Source organism: Paenibacillus rubinfantis (assembly GCF_001486505.1).
GTDB lineage: Bacteria > Bacillota > Bacilli > Paenibacillales > Paenibacillaceae > Fontibacillus > Fontibacillus rubinfantis.
In genome coordinates this window covers 227,282-245,776 of record NZ_LN909062.1, presented here as the reverse complement: position 1 = coordinate 245,776, position 18,495 = coordinate 227,282, and the positions used below count along the sequence as shown (strand labels likewise).

At 51.7% G+C, this 18,495-nt stretch carries 21 protein-coding genes; 10 read left to right on the top strand and 11 right to left on the bottom strand.

The window, feature by feature from the left end; all coding sequences use genetic code 11:
* The first annotated feature begins 16 nt into the window (after window positions 1-16).
* A complete protein-coding gene (locus BN3277_RS04520) occupies window positions 17-892 on the top strand; it encodes a MetQ/NlpA family ABC transporter substrate-binding protein (protein WP_059041099.1) in 876 nt (291 codons plus the stop codon).
* A 408-nt stretch (window positions 893-1,300) separates the two neighbouring features.
* Window positions 1,301-2,074 (top strand): SDR family oxidoreductase, encoded by a 774-nt coding sequence (locus BN3277_RS04515; protein WP_059041098.1) that lies wholly within the window; start codon window positions 1,301-1,303, stop codon window positions 2,072-2,074.
* Between the two features lie 124 nt (window positions 2,075-2,198).
* Here BN3277_RS04515 and BN3277_RS04510 read toward each other — a convergent pair whose 3' ends face one another.
* A complete protein-coding gene (locus tag BN3277_RS04510) occupies window positions 2,199-2,444 on the bottom strand; it encodes a NifU family protein (RefSeq protein WP_059041097.1) in 246 nt (81 codons plus the stop codon).
* Window positions 2,445-2,522: 78 nt separating this feature from the next.
* Here BN3277_RS04510 and BN3277_RS04505 point away from each other — a divergent pair, with 78 nt between their 5' ends.
* The gene (locus BN3277_RS04505; protein ID WP_059041096.1) at window positions 2,523-2,756 is read left to right on the top strand and encodes a YuzB family protein; all 234 of its coding nucleotides are present in this window, start codon (window positions 2,523-2,525) and stop codon (window positions 2,754-2,756) included.
* Window positions 2,757-2,793: 37 nt separating this feature from the next.
* On the opposite strand, the gene BN3277_RS04500 is transcribed toward BN3277_RS04505, so the two are convergent.
* Complete coding sequence (locus tag BN3277_RS04500; protein ID WP_059041095.1) at window positions 2,794-3,855, bottom strand: NAD(P)/FAD-dependent oxidoreductase; 1,062 nt, start codon at window positions 3,853-3,855, stop codon at window positions 2,794-2,796.
* Between the two features lie 54 nt (window positions 3,856-3,909).
* Window positions 3,910-5,016 (bottom strand): aminofutalosine synthase MqnE, encoded by a 1,107-nt coding sequence (gene mqnE, locus BN3277_RS04495; protein WP_059041094.1) that lies wholly within the window; start codon window positions 5,014-5,016, stop codon window positions 3,910-3,912.
* 194 nt (window positions 5,017-5,210) lie between these two features.
* Here mqnE and BN3277_RS04490 point away from each other — a divergent pair, with 194 nt between their 5' ends.
* On the top strand, window positions 5,211-5,567 hold the full coding sequence (locus BN3277_RS04490) for a HesB/IscA family protein (protein ID WP_059041093.1): 357 nt from the start codon (window positions 5,211-5,213) through the stop codon (window positions 5,565-5,567).
* Between the two features lie 45 nt (window positions 5,568-5,612).
* On the opposite strand, the gene BN3277_RS04485 is transcribed toward BN3277_RS04490, so the two are convergent.
* Both BN3277_RS04485 and BN3277_RS04480 read right to left on the bottom strand, forming a co-directional pair.
* Window positions 5,613-6,815 (bottom strand): AI-2E family transporter, encoded by a 1,203-nt coding sequence (locus BN3277_RS04485; RefSeq protein WP_059041092.1) that lies wholly within the window; start codon window positions 6,813-6,815, stop codon window positions 5,613-5,615.
* A 174-nt stretch (window positions 6,816-6,989) separates the two neighbouring features.
* Window positions 6,990-7,214, bottom strand: coding sequence for a hypothetical protein (locus BN3277_RS04480; protein WP_059041091.1), 225 nt, complete (start codon window positions 7,212-7,214; stop codon window positions 6,990-6,992).
* A 195-nt stretch (window positions 7,215-7,409) separates the two neighbouring features.
* Here BN3277_RS04480 and BN3277_RS04475 point away from each other — a divergent pair, with 195 nt between their 5' ends.
* Together BN3277_RS04475 and sda are read left to right on the top strand one after the other, a co-directional pair.
* Window positions 7,410-8,072 carry a YheC/YheD family protein gene (locus tag BN3277_RS04475; protein WP_059041090.1) on the top strand — a complete coding sequence of 221 codons (663 nt, stop codon included), beginning with the start codon at window positions 7,410-7,412 and terminating at the stop codon, window positions 8,070-8,072.
* Window positions 8,073-8,296: 224 nt separating this feature from the next.
* Window positions 8,297-8,440, top strand: a complete 144-nt coding sequence (sda, locus tag BN3277_RS04470) for a sporulation histidine kinase inhibitor Sda (RefSeq protein WP_082691310.1) — start codon at window positions 8,297-8,299, stop codon at window positions 8,438-8,440.
* Window positions 8,441-8,838: 398 nt separating this feature from the next.
* Here the strand turns inward: sda and BN3277_RS04465 are convergent, their stop codons facing one another.
* Window positions 8,839-9,837, bottom strand: a complete 999-nt coding sequence (locus BN3277_RS04465) for an NAD(P)/FAD-dependent oxidoreductase (protein ID WP_059041089.1) — start codon at window positions 9,835-9,837, stop codon at window positions 8,839-8,841.
* Between the two features lie 421 nt (window positions 9,838-10,258).
* Between BN3277_RS04465 and BN3277_RS04460 the strand changes: the two genes are divergently transcribed.
* The 3 genes from BN3277_RS04460 (at window position 10,259) to ltrA (ending at window position 13,558) form a co-directional block, all read left to right on the top strand.
* Entirely contained in the window at window positions 10,259-11,452 is a 1,194-nt protein-coding gene (locus BN3277_RS04460; protein WP_059041088.1) for an NAD(P)/FAD-dependent oxidoreductase, read from the top strand.
* A 1-nt stretch (window position 11,453) separates the two neighbouring features.
* Window positions 11,454-11,699: a hypothetical protein gene (locus BN3277_RS04455; RefSeq protein ID WP_059041087.1), complete on the top strand. Its 246-nt coding sequence runs from the start codon at window positions 11,454-11,456 to the stop codon at window positions 11,697-11,699.
* Between the two features lie 446 nt (window positions 11,700-12,145).
* Complete coding sequence (ltrA, locus tag BN3277_RS04450; protein WP_059041086.1) at window positions 12,146-13,558, top strand: group II intron reverse transcriptase/maturase; 1,413 nt, start codon at window positions 12,146-12,148, stop codon at window positions 13,556-13,558.
* A 93-nt stretch (window positions 13,559-13,651) separates the two neighbouring features.
* Here ltrA and hemQ read toward each other — a convergent pair whose 3' ends face one another.
* A complete protein-coding gene (hemQ, locus tag BN3277_RS04445) occupies window positions 13,652-14,398 on the bottom strand; it encodes a hydrogen peroxide-dependent heme synthase (RefSeq protein WP_059041085.1) in 747 nt (248 codons plus the stop codon).
* 243 nt (window positions 14,399-14,641) lie between these two features.
* On the opposite strand from hemQ, the gene BN3277_RS04440 reads away from it, so the two are divergent.
* Window positions 14,642-14,935 (top strand): YuiB family protein, encoded by a 294-nt coding sequence (locus BN3277_RS04440; protein ID WP_059041084.1) that lies wholly within the window; start codon window positions 14,642-14,644, stop codon window positions 14,933-14,935.
* Between the two features lie 70 nt (window positions 14,936-15,005).
* Here the strand turns inward: BN3277_RS04440 and BN3277_RS04435 are convergent, their stop codons facing one another.
* The 4 genes from BN3277_RS04435 to BN3277_RS04420 all read right to left on the bottom strand — a co-directional run bounded on the left by BN3277_RS04435 (window position 15,006) and on the right by BN3277_RS04420 (window position 18,308).
* On the bottom strand, window positions 15,006-15,341 hold the full coding sequence (locus tag BN3277_RS04435; protein ID WP_059041083.1) for a helix-turn-helix domain-containing protein: 336 nt from the start codon (window positions 15,339-15,341) through the stop codon (window positions 15,006-15,008).
* A gap of 150 nt (window positions 15,342-15,491) precedes the next feature.
* Window positions 15,492-16,079 (bottom strand): CalY family protein, encoded by a 588-nt coding sequence (locus tag BN3277_RS04430; protein ID WP_059041082.1) that lies wholly within the window; start codon window positions 16,077-16,079, stop codon window positions 15,492-15,494.
* Window positions 16,080-16,164: 85 nt separating this feature from the next.
* Window positions 16,165-16,779, bottom strand: coding sequence for a signal peptidase I SipW (gene sipW / locus BN3277_RS04425; RefSeq protein WP_059041081.1), 615 nt, complete (start codon window positions 16,777-16,779; stop codon window positions 16,165-16,167).
* Between the two features lie 2 nt (window positions 16,780-16,781).
* The gene (locus BN3277_RS04420; RefSeq protein WP_059041080.1) at window positions 16,782-18,308 is read right to left on the bottom strand and encodes a hypothetical protein; all 1,527 of its coding nucleotides are present in this window, start codon (window positions 18,306-18,308) and stop codon (window positions 16,782-16,784) included.
* Between the last annotated feature and the right edge of the window lie 187 nt (window positions 18,309-18,495).

Here is an 18,495-nt window from a genome sequence, read left to right as displayed (position 1 = left end):
AGGGGGAGAACCTGCAATGAAAAAATGGACTTTATCTTTGTTAACGCTCGTATTGGTTATGGTGCTGGCTGCTTGCGGTAATAACGCTGCTAATAATGGAGCCGCAGGAAACACGGCAGGAGAATCGTCTGCAGCGGAAGGGAATGCTGCGGAGAATAACCCAACTTCGGCCGAGCCGGTGAAACTGGTTGTAGGGGCTACTGTACCACATGCCGATATTTTGAAATTTATCGCGCCGAAGCTGAAGGAAGAGGGCGTTGAGCTGGAGGTCAAAGAATTCACTGATTATGTACAGCCTAACGTACAGCTGTATGAAAAAGAACTGGATGCGAACTACTTCCAGCATCAGCCTTACCTGGACGAACAAAATGCCCAAAACGGTTTTGATCTTGTTTCGGTCGTAGGGGTTCACGTTGAACCGTTTGGCGCTTACTCCAACAAATTTAAATCCGTTGAGGAGCTTCCGGACGGCGCGAAAGTCGCTATCCCAAATGACCCGACCAACGGCGGCCGCGCGCTGCTGCTGCTGCAAAAGCAAGGGTTGATCAAGCTGAACGATGGCGCCGGGATCACCGCAACGCAAAAGGACATCGTGGAAAATCCGAAAAACCTGAAAATCATCGAAGCCGACGCAGCGATGTTGCCTCGTCAATTGGCTGAAGTCGATCTGGCGCTGATCAATACGAACTACGCGCTGGAAGCGAAGCTGAATCCAACGAAGGACGCTCTGTTCATCGAGGATAAGGATTCGCCATACACGAACATCCTGGTTGCCCGTCCGGACAACAAGGATTCTGACGCGATCCAGAAGCTGGCGAAAGCCCTCACTTCCGATGAAGTTAGAACGTTCATCAACGACACGTACGAAGGTGCGCTTGTCCCTGTATTCTAAGTAGGTATGAAGCAGAAATGTCCCGCTGCGGGTGCAGCGGGATTTTTTTTACCCTTTACTGCCCGATGGAGGCACGCTGATCCCCTCTCAACTGTAAAAGTACAGTTCATTTTCGGTAAAACCGCGATTTTGGGACAATGAAATGTAAAAGTACATCTCGTTGGAGGTGAATCGGCCCTAAGATACACTTTTGACGTGATTTCAACTGTACTTTTACATTTGAAGGCGGTGGTTTGGGCGTTTTTGATGGAAATCAACTGTATTTTTGCATTTGGCAGAGTGTTGTAACGTTGTGAGGTGAGGGGAGAGGAACGGGCAGATGGTTCGTAGCGCCGCAGCCGTTTGTGAGAATCCCTTAAATCTTTTATACTTAAGGGTGTACTGCACCTGGGAGGAGGAGAAGGAACGTTGCACGGCAAAGTTGCCTTAATTACCGGGAGCGCCAAGGGCCTCGGGAAAAAAACAGCGCTGACCCTGGCAGAGCAAGGGTGCCATATCGCGCTGAATTACGTACATAGTGAAGCGGAAGCGCTCTCCCTCCGATCGGACATCGAGCGGCTGGGCGTCCGCTGTATCGCAGTGCAAGCCGACATCTCGCGCCGGGAGCAGATTGAAGAACTGGCCCGGCAGGTGAAGGAACAGCTTGGTACGATTGATATCCTGGTCAACAATGCCGGACCGTTTATCCGCGAACGCAAGCTATTTGCCGACTACAGCCAGAGTGAAGTGCTCGGGATGATCGAAGGGAATTTTGTGGGCACTCTGCTGCTGGATCATCTCGTGCTGCCGGGGATGCGGGAGAAAAAGTGGGGGCGGATCATCCATTTTGGCTTCGGCCATGCCGCTGAATCACGCGCTTGGCCGCATCGGGCCGTTTACGCCGCCGCCAAAACCGGGCTCGTGTCCTTTACGAAAACGCTCGCCGTCGAGGAAGCGCCTTACGGCATTACCGTGAACATGGTTTGCCCCGGCGACATTCGCGGGAACAAGAAGGAGATGTCCATCCATGAAGTCCGGGGCCTCCAGGACGGAGAGACGCCGCTGGGGCGTCCAGGAAGCGGGGAGGACATCGCTCGGGTGATCGCTTTTTTGTGCCATCCGGACTCGGATTTCATCACCGGCAATATCATGGACATCTCCGGTGGGCTTGACCCGATCCGGCCATGGATTAAGCCGTCCTGAACCAACACCTGAACCTGAATCAGAGGGGAAGCCATAACAAAAAACCCGGCCTTCCGGCAAATTGCCGGAGGCCGAGTTCGTTTAAACCCTCCTGCTGAAGAGCGATGCATTTATGGAGTGCTAATTAGAATACTTGAACAACCTCTTCTACGCCTTCCACTTCTTCAAACAGGGCGCGTTCGATCCCGGCTTTGAGGGTGATCGTGGAGCTTGGGCAGCTGCCGCAGGCACCCATCAACTTCAGTTTCACGATGCCGTCTTCTACGTCGACAAGCTCAACGTCGCCACCGTCACGCTGCAGGAAAGGCCGCAGTTTGTCCAATACTTCCAATACTTCATCATACAATTTATCTTGTACGTGTTCACTCATTGTGCTCAACTCCTTTCTTGCCTTATTATATTACAAAAAGTCAAAAATTTAAATGCTTCTTCATGGGGAGGACGGAAGATGAAACCGATCCTTGAATTTTGTGCGAATAACGCTAGTTTAGGTACGGGGGAAGCGATCCGGAAAGTCCAAGAACAAGTGGAATGCGACGTGTATGAGTACGGTTGCCTTACCTCTTGCGGAACCTGTTATTTGTTCCCGTACGTGTTAGTTGACGGCGAGCAAGTAGAGGGAGAAGACGCGAAGCAGTTGGCGGAACGCATTTTGCAAAAAATCAGGGAGACACATCCGTAAGGCCTGATGAGGCCTTGGTTGTGCTCCCTGTCTTAGTTTACCCAATATGATGCTTGGACATCCAGAGTACGCCGCTTTTCAGTAGACGGGGGACGCGGCCCGTGACTTGCGTTCGCCCCATCAGGCCGAACCCAGCTTTCTTGCCTAACGAACCCAGCGTCCCCTTGAGCTTGATCTGCGAGAGCCGCGGCGTCTCGCCCCGCCATAACGCGCCGGTGATTTGGCCGATCTGGGCGCCTTGGGCTTCGGCGGCCTGGGCGCTTGGCGAGAATGGCAGGCTCGCGCAATCGCCGCAGACGAACACCTCGGGGTGCTCGGGGATCTGATAATACTCGTTCAGCAGGACGCGGCCTTGTCGGTCCTTGGCTACGTCTAGCGCCTGCACGATCGCTGCCGGCTGGATCCCGGCCGTCCAAACGGTGACATCGGAGTTGATGTCCCCTCGCTCATGATGGATCACGCCGTCTTCCACGGCCTGGATCGAAATGGTCGACAACGTCTCGACCTCGTTCTCGTGGAACCATTTGGCGACGTAATCGGATACCTTTGCCGGAAAAGCGGAGAGAAGCCGGGTCCCCCGATCGATGATCGCGATGTTTAAATCAGGGCGGCTCTCCCGCAACTCGGCGGCCAATTCGACGCCGCTGAGTCCACCGCCAACAATGTTGATTTTTCCATAGGGCTTAGTACTGTTCAGCCGCATGTAGGTCTCGCGGGTCGAAGCAAACGATTGGACACTGCACGAAAACTCGGCAGCGCCAGGGACATGGTGATAGTTATCGGTACAACCTAAAGCGATCACCAGTTGGTCGTATTCCAGCGGCTCCTCCTCCACGAAATGGATCAGCTGCTGCTCCATATCGATGGAAGCGACCTCGCCGTATTTCAGGACCAGACCGGGGTAAGCGGTAAAAGGGACGCGCAATTCATAATCGCTGGCCGTCCCGGCCGCCAAGGCGTAATATTCGGTCTTCAGGCTCTGGTAGGGCACCCGGTCGACCAAAACGACTTGCACATCCGAAGGAATAGGCGATTTGAACAGCTCGTGAATGACGGCGGTTCCCCCATATCCTCCCCCAAGCACAACGAATTGCCTCATACGTGACGATTCCCCTTTTACCGTGAAATAGCCGCTGGCTGCTGCTGGATAAAACTATTCGTATACCCGAATTTCGTTATAGAACGTGTCCCGTTCAACCGGAATGCGTCCAGCCCCTTTTACGAGCCAGATCAGTTCTTTGAGCGTCAATCCTTCCGGGGTTTGGGCGCCGGCCGCGTGGCTGATTTGCTCCTTCAAGATCGTGCCGTGCACGTCCGAGGCCCCGAAGGCCATGGCTACTTGCGTCAGTTGCACGCCGATATTGATAAAGTAAGCTTTAATGTGTTGGATGTTATCCAGCATCAAGCGGCTGATCGCGATCGTCTTGAGGTCCTCGTAGGCCGAGTTACGGCGCATAATGCTGGCGTTCTTGTTGCGCGGCTGCATGGACAACGGGATAAATACCTGGAACCCGCCGGTTTCGTCTTGCAGCTCGCGGATCTGCATCATATGGCGGATGCGATCCTCATAGGATTCGATCGAGCCGTACAGCATGGTGGTTGGCGTCTTCATTCCAAGCAGGTGCGCAGTCCGATGGACGTCCAGATACTGGTCGACGTTGGCTTTCTCGACCTTCATCTTTTCCCGATATTGGTCGGACAAAATTTCCGCGCCGCCGCCGGTTAACGATTCGAGGCCGGCTGCCTGCAATTGAAGCAGCACTTCCTTGGTGCTCAGGCCGCTGATCCGGGTGAAGAATTCAATCTCCGCCGCCGTGTAGGCCTTAATCGTGACCTGCGGGAAGTTCTCCTTCAGCGCTTTGAGCGAATCGACATAATACTGGAACGGGACATGATTGTTATGCCCGCCCACAATATGAAACTCGCGAACACCCGGGGTGATATGCTGGTTCACGTAAGCGACCATTTCCTCCCCGGAAAGTGTATAAGCCCCTTCTTCTCCCTGATCCTTGCGGAAGCTGCAAAACGCGCAGTGAGATTCGCAGACGTTCGTGAAATAGAGGCTCATATTTTCGATGAAATATACCTTTTTACCGTTCTTGCGCAAATTGACTTCATTGGCTAATTGTCCAATGGTCAATATATCATCGCTTTCATATAAATAGACACCGTCTTCGAGGGTGAGACGTTCGCCTTGCCGGACTTTGTCCACAATTTCGGCCATTCTCTTATCGGTGTTTGGGGTGACTACAGTGAACATGACGTTCCCTCCGTTTCCAAATGCATGAAATGCCTCGTATCCTAACTGTATGAATTACCTACCTATTATAAACCTCACATCCCACGCGGGCAATAAGCCTAGGGAGAAGAAAAGGATTTGGCAACAAGAAATATCACAATTGTTGAGGGATTGGGGGAGAAGGAGTATAATTTTCGTAAAGGAGTGAGTACACGATGATTACGATAAGCGACAGCGCTATGGCGCGGATTAAAGATATGTTAGCTCAAGAAGAAACACCAAATATGTTCCTGCGGGTCGGGGTGAATCCCGGAGGCTGCAGCGGCTTCTCCTATGGCATGGGCCTGGATGATCAGGAGAGCGAAGAGGACGTATACATGGATATCAACGGACTGAAGGTGGTCGTGGATAAGGAGAGCCTCCGCTATCTGAACGGCCTGGAGATCGACTTTAAGGAATCCGGTATGAGCGGCGGGTTCACCATCCACAACCCGAACGCCATCGCCACCTGCGGCTGCGGCCAATCGTTCCGCTTCAAGGATGAAGAGGGCCAGCCACAGCCTTGTGATTGATAAGAGAAAAAAAGGACTCCTCCATCCGGAAGAGTCCTTTTTTGGTTATGGCTGCTGGGAGTCGTCCGCGATCTCGGAAAGGGTAACCTGCCCCGGGGCAGGAGCGTCTGGCTCTGGTTCCTCATACAAATGCGAACGCTGTTCAAACCATTGGAACAGGTGGGTGAAGATGACCTTCAACACGGCGTAACCCGGTACGGCCAGGATGACGCCCAACACCCCAAACAGATTGCCGGCGGTCAGGATCACGAAGATAATCGTGATCGGATGAACCCGCAGCGTCTTGCCCATGATTTGCGGCGAGATGAACTTGCCTTCGATCAGCTGGACAACCGTCCAGACGACGATCAGCTTGAGCAGCATGATCGGCGAGGTGACGATGGCCACGATAATCGCTGGCGTGATCGCGATGGCCGGTCCGAGGTACGGTACGATGCTCGTAAACGAGGCGATGATCGCAAGGGTCAGGGAATAATCCAGGCCGATGATCAGGAAGCCGACGTACATCAGCGCCCCGATACAGAAGCTGACGATGATCTGACCGCGGATATAAGAGCTGATCTGGCCGTTCATCTCGGTCATCACGTGGTGCGTCTGTTCGCGGAAGCGAACTGGAACGTAACGCAGGATGAACTTCGGCAGCTTCTGGCCGTCTTTCAGCAGATAAAATAAGATGAACGGCACGGTGACGATCGCCAGCACGACGTTCTTGACGGCTCCGAGGAAGCCGCCGATGCCGGACCAGGCGTTGTTCAGCAACGCGCTACCTTGCTCCGACAACGAACTCGAGACATCGTCGAGGTTAAAGCCGGTGGACTCCTGAACTTGGTGGAAGAAGTTGCTGCCAATCATGCTTTCGAATTGTCGTTGCACCTCCGCGGTGTACCTTGGCAAGTTTTCGATCAAGCTTGTGATTTGCTCCTGAACCAACGGGATAACGGTCATAATCAGCACCGTGAGGATCCCTGCGATAAATAGGTACAACCCGGTGATGGTATACACTCGGCGGATGCGTTTCGTTTCCAGCCAATCCACCAGTGGGTTTAACAGATAATAAATCGCTCCGGTCAGCAGAATCGGCAGCAGCACCGTTTTGAGCAGCACCGTCAGCGGTTTGAAGACAAACGGGATTTTAGCGAACACCAGAATATTTAAGCCAACCAGTAATAAGACAAGCAAAAACACCACGAAACGGTTATTTAGAAAAAACCTCTTAAATCGGTCTCCCCAGGGTTGCGTACTTCCCATGCCATTAGACCCTCCTGTATCTTCCTTCTATCCCAAACAACGATAATTTCTATGTAGTAATACGTATAAAAGTGATTTGGTTTCCACAATTTTTATGGAAAAAAGCTCGGACCCCATCCGCAGGGGATGTCCCGAGCCTTTCATCACCAGCCGGGCGTCAATCCCAACCTGCTATTAGAAAAATTGCCGATTCACCATCAGAACGACCAGTGAGGCAGCGACCAGCGAAAAGATCATACAGCTGATTCCCAGACCTTTGCGCGTTGTCTTGGCCATTTTTAAGCCCGTGAGGAACAAAGCAACGGTGATCCCAGCCAGCACCAGCGACATGGCGATCATGGCAAACCAGTAAAGCACCTCAAACAGAGCTGCCTCAAACGAAGAACTCCCCGTATTCAAAGCTTGTGATTTCTCCTTCCTCTGCTAGGTATAGACCAACGTCCCCCCTTAATATACGCGAAATCCCTCTTTTTGCATAGAAAGCGCCTGTGGACGAACGCGCCGGAGAAAGGGCTTAAGCCGTGGACAATCATCCAAGAATATCAATCTAGAAATGAGTAGGATAACGTATAGTGCGAGAAAGGGGATGGTGTCATGGCGGGGAGACAATTGGCCAATAAATGGCTCAAGACCGAGGCGCTTCTAAGCAACGCGGACGTGGCCGCCCACATACCGCAAACCCGATTGTACAGTGCCAATTCGTTAAGGAGCATGCTGCATCAGTTTGGCATGGTTGTGATTAAGCCGCTCCGCGGCGGCGGGGGGTATGGAGTGATCAAGGTGTCTTATGCCGGCGGAGTGTATGCGTATACCTATATGTCGCGGACCCATAGCTTCCGAAGCTTTGAGGCGATGTTCCGGGCATTAAATCGTGTGAAGGTTGGACGCAAGTACATGATTCAGCAAGGCATTCATCTGGCCCGAATCGGCGGACGCCCCATCGACTACCGGGTGAAGGTTGTAAAGGAGAACGGAGCTTGGGTCTACCGCTCAATGGTTGGCCGGTTAGCCCGACCGGGGTTGTTCGTGACCAATTTATGCAAAGGTGGTACGATGCTCAGCGCACGTCAGGGGCTCAGCCTTTCTTTTAGTCGTAAAGCTTCCGTCCGCAAACGGCGGGAAATGCGCTCATTGACCAATACGTGCGTACAAATTTTGGAGGCCCGGTTCCCGGGGATCGGACAGTTGGGCTTTGATTACGGCGTAGATCGGAGCGGAAAGATTTGGATTTTCGAAGTTAACACACGGCCGCAATAAGCTCAAAAAGTCGAAGAATAAAAAAATTTTTGGAGAAATATGGGAACAAATGTCCTGTGAATAACTTTTGTCCACATTATCCCACTAGTTTTTTCAACGCTTTTCGATAATTACTAACACGTTATTCACAGGATTTCCACAAGGGATTGTGGATAAGAGGAACACTTGTTCTACTAAACTTTTCCTGTTATGATGAGGAAAATACTAGAAAGGATGTGTTATCAATGGCGCTGTTAACGGATGAGTTGCTCCTGGAATCCTATCAGAAGGCGACCGAACTGCAATTAGATCGGGAGTTTATCGCACTGCTGTTAGCAGAAATCCGCAAACGCGAATTAGAGCTTGCCGCGGCGTCCGTTCTGCACTAATTGTGGACAACCTGGCTATCTCCTAGTTTTACCGTGAAGTTATCCCCAACCATCAAGGCGCCTGCCAGGCGTTGACATGATATATATAAGCTTCATGACAATGCGGACACTGTACGACATGTTCGCAGCCGGAAGGAATACGCGCGGAGATGGCTGAGGTATATTGATCAGCGGACCCGTAAGGGCTGTAAGGCCCGGCGTAGTCTTCTTTTTTTCCCGCATTCTCCAGAGTGTATCCGCAATCGGGGCAGGTGGCGGTTAATGCAGCTAAACCGTTACATAACGGGCATATAAATGGCAAAGGGTATCTCTCCTTTACGGCAGAATCTTCCGTAAGGTTAAGATACCCTTTTATTTGTTAGAACATGTAAGTCCGTAAAGACTCTCCGGGAACTAAACTACAGCTTCATGTTGCTGCTGTGGCCCGGGGACAGCTTCGCTTCCGGATCGATGTAGACCTTGGCGTTGTTGACCGCTGTTGGCGCTTCGCCAAATCCGACCGCAATGAGGTCCAATTTGCCGGGATATGTCGTAATGTCACCGGCGGCGAAAATGCCGGGAATCGAGCTTTCCATCCGGGAATCGACGACAATAGCGTTGCCTTCAATGTCGAGACCCCATTCGGCGATCGGTCCCAGCGAGGAAACGAAACCGAAATTGACGATCACGTCGTCCACGGCGATTTCTTGCGTTTCCTTCGTTTTAACGTCGGCCAGGGTAACGCGCTCAATCCGCTCGTCCCCATGCAGTTCAGCGATCTCCGTTGGCGTGATGACCTGCACCCGGGAAGCCATCAGCTTCTCAACGCTGTGCTCATGCGCCCGGAACTTGTCGCGGCGGTGAATCAGCGTGACTTGCTCGGCGATCGGCTCGAGCATCAGCGCCCAGTCGACGGCGGAATCGCCGCCGCCGCTGATCAGCACTTTTCTCCCGCTGAACCGGTTCATGTCGCTGACGAAATAATGCAGGTTTGTTTTCTCGAAACGGGCGGCGTTCTCTAGATCCAAGCGACGGGGTTCAAAGGCGCCGACCCCTGCGGTAATGATAATAGCACGTGCATGGTGCACATCTTTATCGGTTGTTACCACAAAATGGCGCTCCTCTTTCTTCTCAATCTGCAGCACCCGCTCTTCCAGACGAACGTCCGGCTCGAACAGCTTCAACTGCTCATTCAGGTTGTTGATCAACTCCTGGCCTGTCACTTTAGGAAAACCGGCCACGTCGTAAATATATTTCTCAGGATAGAGGGCAGCAACTTGCCCCCCAAGCTGAGGCATACTTTCAATCAGTTTGACGGAAGCTTTTCTCATTCCGCCGTAAAATGCGGCAAACATGCCCGCCGGTCCGCCTCCGATAATCAGGAGATCGGTGAATTCGGCGTTGTTTTGGGATGACACGGGCCAAACACCTCCAGATGGTTTCTTTTCTTTCTAAACTATAATGTCAATTCTACTTTATTATAATCGTCACACACCCGCTTGCAAAGGCAAGATCAAAACTGTCGAAAATATGGAAAATAATCCGTTGAAAGTCCTACAGTTACAGGTAAAATAAGACTTGATCTTTTAGGCAAAAGTCGATATCATTCAAATGTATGCACTCATATTTGTGACGAAAAAAGTACATTTATGATTATACGACAGAAGGCTTTTGCTCATCCTATAAATAAGGGTTAAACTAATTGTGACAAATGTCTCTAATTTCATGAATCGGTTAGTACTGGTAAGTAGGATTGGGTTTTTATGTGTTAATTTTCACATTGCGTTTTTTGGTTTAATTCAAATATAGAGTGTGCAAAATTGGAAGGAGAACAAATACATGAGTACCATACCCAAAATTGTAATTCTAGGTGCGGGTTATGGCGGCATTCTTACCGCGCAGCGGCTGCAGAAAGAACTGAATTACAATGAAGCGGACGTCACCCTGGTGAATCGGCACGACTATCATTATTTCACGACCCATCTGCATATGCCGGCTGCCGGGACGGACTCCATCGAACATACCCGGGTAGCGATTTCCAAACTGATTGACGAGTTCAAGATCGACCTTGTGAAATCGAATGTACAAGAGATTCGTCTGGCCGACAAGAAGGTCGTGTTGCAGGACGGAACCCTTTCTTATGATTATCTGATTATCGCGCTGGGCGGCGAGCCGGAATCCTTTGGCATTCCGGGGTTGACGGAATACGCGATGACGATTCGCAGCATCAACTCCGTCCGCCTGATCCGTCAGCATATCGAATATCAATTTGCGATGTACAAAATGGACGAAAGCCGGACCGACCGCCTGAACTTTGTGGTGGGCGGCGCGGGCTTTAGCGGCATCGAATTCGTGGCCGAGCTGGCGGATCGCATCCCGCAGCTGTGCAAGGAATACGACGTGGATCCGAACTTCGTGAACGTGTACAACGTCGAAGCCGCACCAACGGCTCTGCCGGGCTTTGATCCGGAGCTGGTCGAATACGCGATGGACGTGCTCAAGAAGAAAGGCGTACAGTTCAAAATCGGCGTAGCGATTAAAGAATGCACGCCGGATGGTGTTATTTTGGCCACCGGTGAAGAAATTAAGTCGCAAACAGTCGTATGGACCGGCGGTATCCGCGGCAATCGATTGATCGAAGCAGCCGGCTTCGAGACCGCACGCGGGCGGGTGAAAATCGACGATTATCTGCGGGCACCTGGACATGACAACGTGTTTATCATCGGCGACAATTCGCTGATGTTTAATCCGGAAGGCCGTCCGTATCCGCCAACGGCACAAATCGCCATGCAGCAAGGGGTGACCTGCGCGCAGAACGTGGTGGCATCGATCCGCGGCAAGGAGCTCAAGAAGTTCGTATTCAGCAATAAAGGAACGGTGGCTTCGCTGGGCAAAGGGGAAGCCGTCGCCAGCGCCTTCGGCAAGAAATATAAAGGTTGGGTAGCCGCCCAATTGAAGAAGCTGGTGGATATGCGTTATCTGTTCATTATCGGCGGAATTCCGCTTGTGTTGAAAAAAGGAAGATTCTTCTAAGATGCGTCATTGCAGCGTACAGGTGCGAGGGCTGCTGACGCGGGACGAGCTGGATCGATACAACGCTTTGATGGAAGTGGGATCTTACTTGGAATCGCAGCAGCGTTACGATTTAGCTTATACGGTGCAGAAGGAAGTGGACCTGCTGATCCTGCCGGCGATCGAACGGTTAAAGGAGAAGAGCCGCGACCGTGATCGGGCAACGGCGGAGTTTCTGAAGTCGTTGGAGGCGGAAGAGGATGAATAAAAAGGGTGTGCCGCTCGGAGGAGCTGGCACACCCTTCTTTTAGTGCGCCACGCATGGCGCGTAGCTAGGCGGTGAAAGTCCGCTATGGGGGCTGGCAGTTGCCAACCATTAGCCAAGAGCAAGGGTGTCCATCGTGAGGTGGAATCTGAAGGAAGCTGGAGGCAAAGTCCCGGCCTGAGGAACACGAATCGCATCAGGCATCCAAAGTGGGATGAGTCTGCTAAACAAGACGAAATCCAATAAACTGCACGGACACGCGGATGTAAATGCGGCGGGTATACGGGATGAAAGTTACGCGTCTTACCGTGGGAGGTCTCATGGACGTGAGGAGATGAATTTCAAATCATGGTTGAAACAAGATTTATCATGAGAAGTCAGCAGACGCCATAGTACCTCGGTTAGTCGACAACTTGAGGGAAGGGCTGAACCTAAGGAGGTGTGGGTTAATGAATGGTACCGAAACAGGAGTCAAGTGCAGCCAACTTCGAAGAGAAGGCTCGACGCAAAACGTACATGCGGAACATGGAGAATATGCGGGAGCGCACAGTCCTGAGCGGATACCTGAAACCGACAGCACCGACGCAACCGAGTCGAAGGACGAGTTGCTTGAGAAAATCGTTAGCAGAGACAACATGAACGAAGCGTTCAAGCGGGTCAAAACTAACAAAGGATCTCACGGAATCGACGGGATGGGAGTAGATGAACTTCTACAATATCTCCGAGAGAACGGAGAAACCATCAAGGAATCCATTCTGGACGGAACCTACCGTCCGAATCCTGTTCGAAGGGTAGAAATCCCGAAAGAGAACGGAAAGAAGAGAAACCTGGGAATTCCTACGGTTGTTGACCGAGTTATCCAACAGGCGATCGCTCAAGTGCTTACCCCGATCTACGAAAAACAGTTTTCGGAGAACAGTTTCGGATTCCGACCCAAGAGAAGCGCACATAACGCTATTCAGAGAAGCCAATCAAACATCGAAGAAGGGTACAAATACGTGGTCGATATGGACTTGGAGAAATTCTTTGACACCGTTAACCAAAGCAAATTGGTGGAAGTCTTATCCCGAACCATTAAAGACGGGCGGGTCATCTCGCTCATCCACAAGTACCTGAAAGCCGGCGTTGTCGTGAAGCACCGCTTCGAGGATACGGAAATCGGCGTACCGCAAGGGGGCAATCTGAGTCCAATTCTCAGCAACATTATGCTGAACGAACTGGACAAGGAACTGGAAAGCCGCGGGCACCGCTTCGTGCGCTATGCGGACGATCTCCTGATCTTCAACAAAAGCAAAAGGAGCGCGGAACGGACACTGGAGAACATTCTTCCCTTCATTGAAAAGAAGTTGTTTCTCAAAGTGAACCGGGAAAAGACAGTGGTGGACGAGGCGTGGAAGGTTAAATTTCTTGGGTTCTCCTTCTACAAAAGGAAAGGAGAGACACGAGTCCGCATTCATCCGAAATCCGCTGCCAAGATGAAAGCCAAAGTAAAGGAGCTCACGTCCAGAAGCAACGGGATGGGAAATGAAGAACGAGCCGAAAAGCTTAGACGCTACATCATGGGGTGGATCAACTACTACAAAATAGCGGATATGAAAAGTATGCTCCAATCCACGGATGAATGGATGAGAAGGCGGATTCGCATGATCTTCTGGAAGCAGTGGAAACGAGTGAGGACGAAATTCGAGAAACTGCAATCGCTCGGAATCCAAGGACAAAAAGCATGGGAATACGCAAACACGAGAAAGGGCTACTGGAGAATCTCCAATAGCCCCGTCCTCTCGAAGTCCCTCGGAAATAACACCCTCAAGGGCTTAGGATTTCTCTTCTTCTCGGATTATTATCGACAAGTAACTGCGTAAACTTAGGAACCGCCGTATACCGAACGGTACGTACGGTGGTGTGGGAGGTCGGCTACTCAATTAATGGGTAGCCTCCTACCCGATTATTATGAATTACATCTTCAACATATCGTCCAGCCGTTCGGCATTCAGCAGGTTGCCGACATAGAAGGCACCAAACTCGCCGTACCGGGCGCTGACCTCGTCAAACCGCATTTCGTAAACCAGCTTCTTGAATTGCAAAGCATCGTCGGAGAACAAGGTGACGCCCCACTCCCAATCATCGAGGCCAACGGACCCGGTGATGATCTGCTTCACCTTCCCGGCATAGCTGCGGCCGATCAAGCCGTGGCTGCGCATCATCTCGCGGCGCTCGTCCATCGACAGCATGTACCAGTTATCGCTGAGGTCGCGTTTTTTGTTCATCGGATAGAAGCAAATATGGTTCGATTTCGGCAGGATCGGCTGCAGGCGCGCCATCACCTCCGGGTTCGCCTTTGGATCGCCGCCGCCGGATGCGAGATAATTGCTCAGCTCGACGACGCTGACGTAAGAGTACGATTTGATCGTATATTCGGCAAACGTTGTTTTGTTGAAGGCGGTTTCCAGGGCGTTCAGCTCTTCCAAGCTTTCGCGCAGGTGCATAAACACAATATCAGCCTTCTGCCCGACGATCGAATACACGGCGGAGCTGCCCGTCTTGGCTTCCTCCATGAGGTTCCATTCCTTCAGGAACGTATGTAGCTCTTCTAAAGCTCCTGCGCGTTCCTCGTCATCCGCCTCTTTCCAAGCGGTCCAATCGATGGTGCGGAAATCGTGAAGCGCATACCAACCTTCTAAGGTTAAGGTAGCTTCGTTCATGTATAATCACTCCTAGATAGATTCTGGTTCACGAATAGTCAATCCGCTTCTTATTGTATCGCAAGGAGTCCAAGCGGGGCAAATCGATTCACCACATTTTCATGCAAAGTTCATTGCTTCGTTACATAATATCTAGTAAACTAACTACTAGCTTGATTTGGTGTGACTTATGTTATAGTGAAGGCCTGCTTCGTGATCGAAAGATGCCTTTTTGAACTACATATAGAAAGGTGGGGGAGCGCGATGGGTTGGCTCATCGTACTGGTGCTGATGGTGTTATTCTTCGTAATGATGTTCGGCATCGGTTTTATTTTGAATATGTTAATGAAAACAACCTGGTTCCCGGCATACATCTTTATTATCGTGATTTTGCCGATTGTGGTGTATACGCTGTGGGATCATGATCAGAGCTTTGGCGCCTATCTCGCGTCGTTCCGGCTGGTGGATTATTTAACGGCGTTCGCCGGGCTGTGCGGGGCGATCCTGAGCGGATGGACGATCCGCAAACTGCGGTTGGGCGGGTACAAAATGTTTTAGGAAAATGTTTAAAAAGCGCGAGCGTCGTGGGGATTCCCTGACGTCTCGCGCTTTTTTCATGCGTGTGCCGTTATTCCTGTTGTCCTCGCTTCCATTTCTGATATTCGAGGAAGTCCTTAAACTCCTTCTTACTGACGCCCGAAGTCATAGCTTCCTGCACCAGCTCCGACCATTCCGGATCAAGCAATTCCGGTGCGGGGCGGTCGCCATACAATAACAGGTTGATCGAGACGTTAAGAGCGTCGGCTATTTTCTCGATGAAGGAAATGGAGGGATTCGATTGAATATTGCGTTCCACATTGCTGAGGTAGGATTTAGCCACATCCGCCTTCTCCGCCAGCTCGGACAAGGAATACCCTCGGTCTTGCCGAATTTTCTGAATACGCTCGCCAATATGTTCTGCCATGTAGCCGTCGCCCTTCTATCAGAATAATTTGATGTCATTATATCAGAATAAACGGGATCGGACAAAGGAGTTAAGTCGGAATTTAAACCAAGCAAAGAACACCTTAGTCCCAAGATCGGGGCAAGGTGTTCTGCTTCGGCAAATCCGATATTATCTGATTTCGCCTGCGCCTTGTTTTGCTTCAAATGTCCAAGTCAGGTTCAAGGCATCGCCTTGGAATTGGTTTTGGTCTTGACCGTTGTCAACGAACTCAAAGTCAACGATCATCGTGTCGATGGAGCCGGCTCTTAAGCCGCTGCGCTCGCCGAGGAAGAATCCTCTTTCAACGGCATCCGGAGTTTGATTTTGCAGATCATACAACGTCGTTTCGTAAATAACATCATTTAATTTGTCGACGTTGTACAGGAATTTCACTTTAATATGTTTGCCGAAATCGTCCGTGTTTGCTGGAGCGCCGGCTCTATTCGTTACCGTGTAGCTGGTTTTCAACAGCACTTCATTGATATCAAGCGTGCCGTCGTTTTTCAATTTGAACGTGCGCGGAATGTGGTCGCCTGGTTTCAAGTTACCGATATCCACAATCGCCGTTGGATCGGCGTTGATGTCCAATGTACCTGCGGCGAACGTCCCGGTTGTTTCTACCGTATCGCTAAAGTAAGCGAACGTGCCTCCGCCGATCAAAGTCAAACCAAGTGCTGCAGTTGCTACTCCGAAACCTAATGTCTTTTTGATACCCATTCCTAAATTCCTCCCTGATTTTAAAAAGATTTTTTTATATATTGCATCCTTATGAATACATAAGGAGAACAACCAATGAGAATGGCTAGATTTGGGTGGACGCGTCAATCACATCCGGATGCTTGGCGTCCGGGGACTGCGGCTGATTGGGATCCGGCTTTTTTTCCTCCAGCCCGGCGATCGCTTTCCATAACGAGACGAGCGCGTATAGGAATAAGAGGAGACCCGGGATAATCAACAATGCGACATTCCCTGTCTTCGTCCCGGCGAAGCTTAATACATACCCCACGTAAGGAACGTTAAAGCCGGTATAAACGCCGGTGACATTCGCCGGATTCACAGGATCCGAGTCGGCGGCACCGTTGTTGTCCCCTTTGGTCCGGTACAACACCTGGCCGTTTTCCTCGTTGCGCGTGACTTCCACAATGCGGTGGGTGATCAGCTTGTTATCGTTAGATCGGAAGGTGATCACGTCGCCAACCTCGAACCGTGTCATATCTCCGCCGGGCTTAATGGCCGCAACGGAACCGGTAGGGATGGAAGGCTCCATCGAACCGGATAACACGGTTTTCAGCTGATAGCCGTAGAAGTTGGGTTCACCGCCGGATACTTTCGAAAGGACGACCGAGCCGGCCACGGTAAAAAAGGCGACCGCCATCAGAAACGTCAGGGCATTTCCTATCCATTTGCGAATCCGCATGCTTATTCACCTACCTCTGAAGGTTTTGCGGGAGAAGGGACCGCAGACCGGGTGGCGTCTTCGACAAGCGTCTCATCCTCGTCTTCGTCCTCATCCTCGTCGTCCGCCACATCGTCGTCTTGAAGGGGCAGTTCATCCTCCGGTTTCGTCAAGATGAGATCGTCCAACGGATTGGGCGGCTGAGGCGGGAGCGTGGGCTCCAGTACCGGCGGTTCTTCGCTTGTTGGCGCGTCCGGCGGAAGGACAATAGCGTCCTCGGTAGCCGGTGGATTCGGATGCTCTGGTGAAGGCTCCTGTCCGGCTGCATCGCCAGGGACTGGATGCTCTTCGGAGGAATTCTCCTCGTCCGCATCGTTGTCGTCCGCGGCCTCATCCTCTGCAGCGTCCTCATCTTCCGCTGGCGGCTGAATTGCTCCGCCATCGGAATCGCCCACCGTTGGAGGGACTTCGCCGTCAGCCGGCTCTTCTGCGCCAGGCGGCTGCGGATCGCCAACGCTTGGATCGGCGTTCTCGTCCGGAGTTGCCGGTTCCTCGGCTTGCTCTGCTTCCTCTTTGGCTTTCTCTTCCTCCAGCTGCTTCAATCGTTCGATCTCAGCCAGGCGCTGCGCTTCCGCATCCGCCAACAATTGGGCGCGTTGCGCTTCGAGACTGGAGATCTCAGCGGTTAAACCGGAGATCGCGGATTCCAGAGAAGCTTGCACGCTGTGGAAATAAGCCAGATCCTCTCCGCTAACCGGATCGTTGGAGGCCAAATCGCCATAAGTGGATAGGCTGGTAAACGGACTGGCAAAAGCGACGGCAGCAAATCCTTCGGTGGAGCGAGCTAAACCAGACTGATGGATCGAACGCAAGAAGCTTAGAATCTCCTGCAGCGTTCCGCGAATTGGACCGGATAACAAGCCGCTGCCTTTCAGGAGATCCGCAATACGATCTAACAGCGTGGTTTGCGTAAGCTCTGCGCAATTGGGTTCCAATTCGTTCAGCGAGGTCAACAGTCCATGAATCACAGCAGTGGCTGCGGCCAGTTCATGGACGAGCTCTTGCCAAATGGATTGATTTAGCGCTTGCTGCTGCTGCAGCTGTTGAATCGTTGCATTCAGCTCGCTGATTCGGCTGGACAAGCCATCGGCGGCCGATTCCAATTGCAGGCTTGCCGAGAAATCCGGGGTTGCTTCCGAGCTGCCGGATTCGCTGGCGCCGGTGTATACCGCGTCGGTCGCGGACGGAGCCGCAGGGGCGGTGACGCTTGCATCCGGGAGGCTCGGAGTCGAGATCGGCAAAGTTGTATCTATCGCAGCGCGAGTTAGGGTCGCGCCGATGAGTCTTCCTTTTAAGGAAGCAGCCCGATCCAGATGCTCGGCCAAAAGCGCAAGCTGGCTTTCGATCTGGCTCGGAAATACGCGGCAAGCCTTGATTTCCGAATTATCCTCGCGTACGCTGGTGAATTCGCCGAAGGTCGTGCCGACCTGTTGGGAGGTCCACAAGAGCAGCGTCGAGAGTATTAATCCGGATTGCAGCGATTTGACCATGTTTTGCTTCTTCCGCTTCTTCCGTAATTTGCGGATGACTTCGGCTCGGGATCTTCGCAGAATAGTCGCTCCTTTCCGGGTATGTTTTCACCTGTTCGTTAATATGTTCGTTATTAAGAACGAATTCCGTGATTCGAATATACCCGAAAGGATAAAGAAAAGGAAAATCGCAAATTCGGCGATTTGT

Coding starts and splice junctions, on each gene's coding strand:
- BN3277_RS04520 (WP_059041099.1), top strand. CDS start 17: ATGAAAAAATGGACTTTATCTTTGTTAACGCTCGTATTGGTTATGGTG.
- BN3277_RS04510 (WP_059041097.1), bottom strand. CDS start 2,444: ATGAGTGAACACGTACAAGATAAATTGTATGATGAAGTATTGGAAGTA.
- BN3277_RS04505 (WP_059041096.1), top strand. CDS start 2,523: ATGAAACCGATCCTTGAATTTTGTGCGAATAACGCTAGTTTAGGTACG.
- BN3277_RS04500 (WP_059041095.1), bottom strand. CDS start 3,855: ATGAGGCAATTCGTTGTGCTTGGGGGAGGATATGGGGGAACCGCCGTC.
- mqnE (WP_059041094.1), bottom strand. CDS start 5,016: ATGTTCACTGTAGTCACCCCAAACACCGATAAGAGAATGGCCGAAATT.
- BN3277_RS04490 (WP_059041093.1), top strand. CDS start 5,211: ATGATTACGATAAGCGACAGCGCTATGGCGCGGATTAAAGATATGTTA.
- BN3277_RS04485 (WP_059041092.1), bottom strand. CDS start 6,815: ATGGGAAGTACGCAACCCTGGGGAGACCGATTTAAGAGGTTTTTTCTA.
- BN3277_RS04475 (WP_059041090.1), top strand. CDS start 7,410: ATGGCGGGGAGACAATTGGCCAATAAATGGCTCAAGACCGAGGCGCTT.
- sda (WP_082691310.1), top strand. CDS start 8,297: ATGGCGCTGTTAACGGATGAGTTGCTCCTGGAATCCTATCAGAAGGCG.
- BN3277_RS04460 (WP_059041088.1), top strand. CDS start 10,259: ATGAGTACCATACCCAAAATTGTAATTCTAGGTGCGGGTTATGGCGGC.
- BN3277_RS04455 (WP_059041087.1), top strand. CDS start 11,454: ATGCGTCATTGCAGCGTACAGGTGCGAGGGCTGCTGACGCGGGACGAG.
- ltrA (WP_059041086.1), top strand. CDS start 12,146: ATGAATGGTACCGAAACAGGAGTCAAGTGCAGCCAACTTCGAAGAGAA.
- hemQ (WP_059041085.1), bottom strand. CDS start 14,398: ATGAACGAAGCTACCTTAACCTTAGAAGGTTGGTATGCGCTTCACGAT.
- BN3277_RS04440 (WP_059041084.1), top strand. CDS start 14,642: ATGGGTTGGCTCATCGTACTGGTGCTGATGGTGTTATTCTTCGTAATG.
- BN3277_RS04435 (WP_059041083.1), bottom strand. CDS start 15,341: ATGGCAGAACATATTGGCGAGCGTATTCAGAAAATTCGGCAAGACCGA.
- BN3277_RS04430 (WP_059041082.1), bottom strand. CDS start 16,079: ATGGGTATCAAAAAGACATTAGGTTTCGGAGTAGCAACTGCAGCACTT.
- sipW (WP_059041081.1), bottom strand. CDS start 16,779: ATGCGGATTCGCAAATGGATAGGAAATGCCCTGACGTTTCTGATGGCG.
- BN3277_RS04420 (WP_059041080.1), bottom strand. CDS start 18,308: ATGGTCAAATCGCTGCAATCCGGATTAATACTCTCGACGCTGCTCTTG.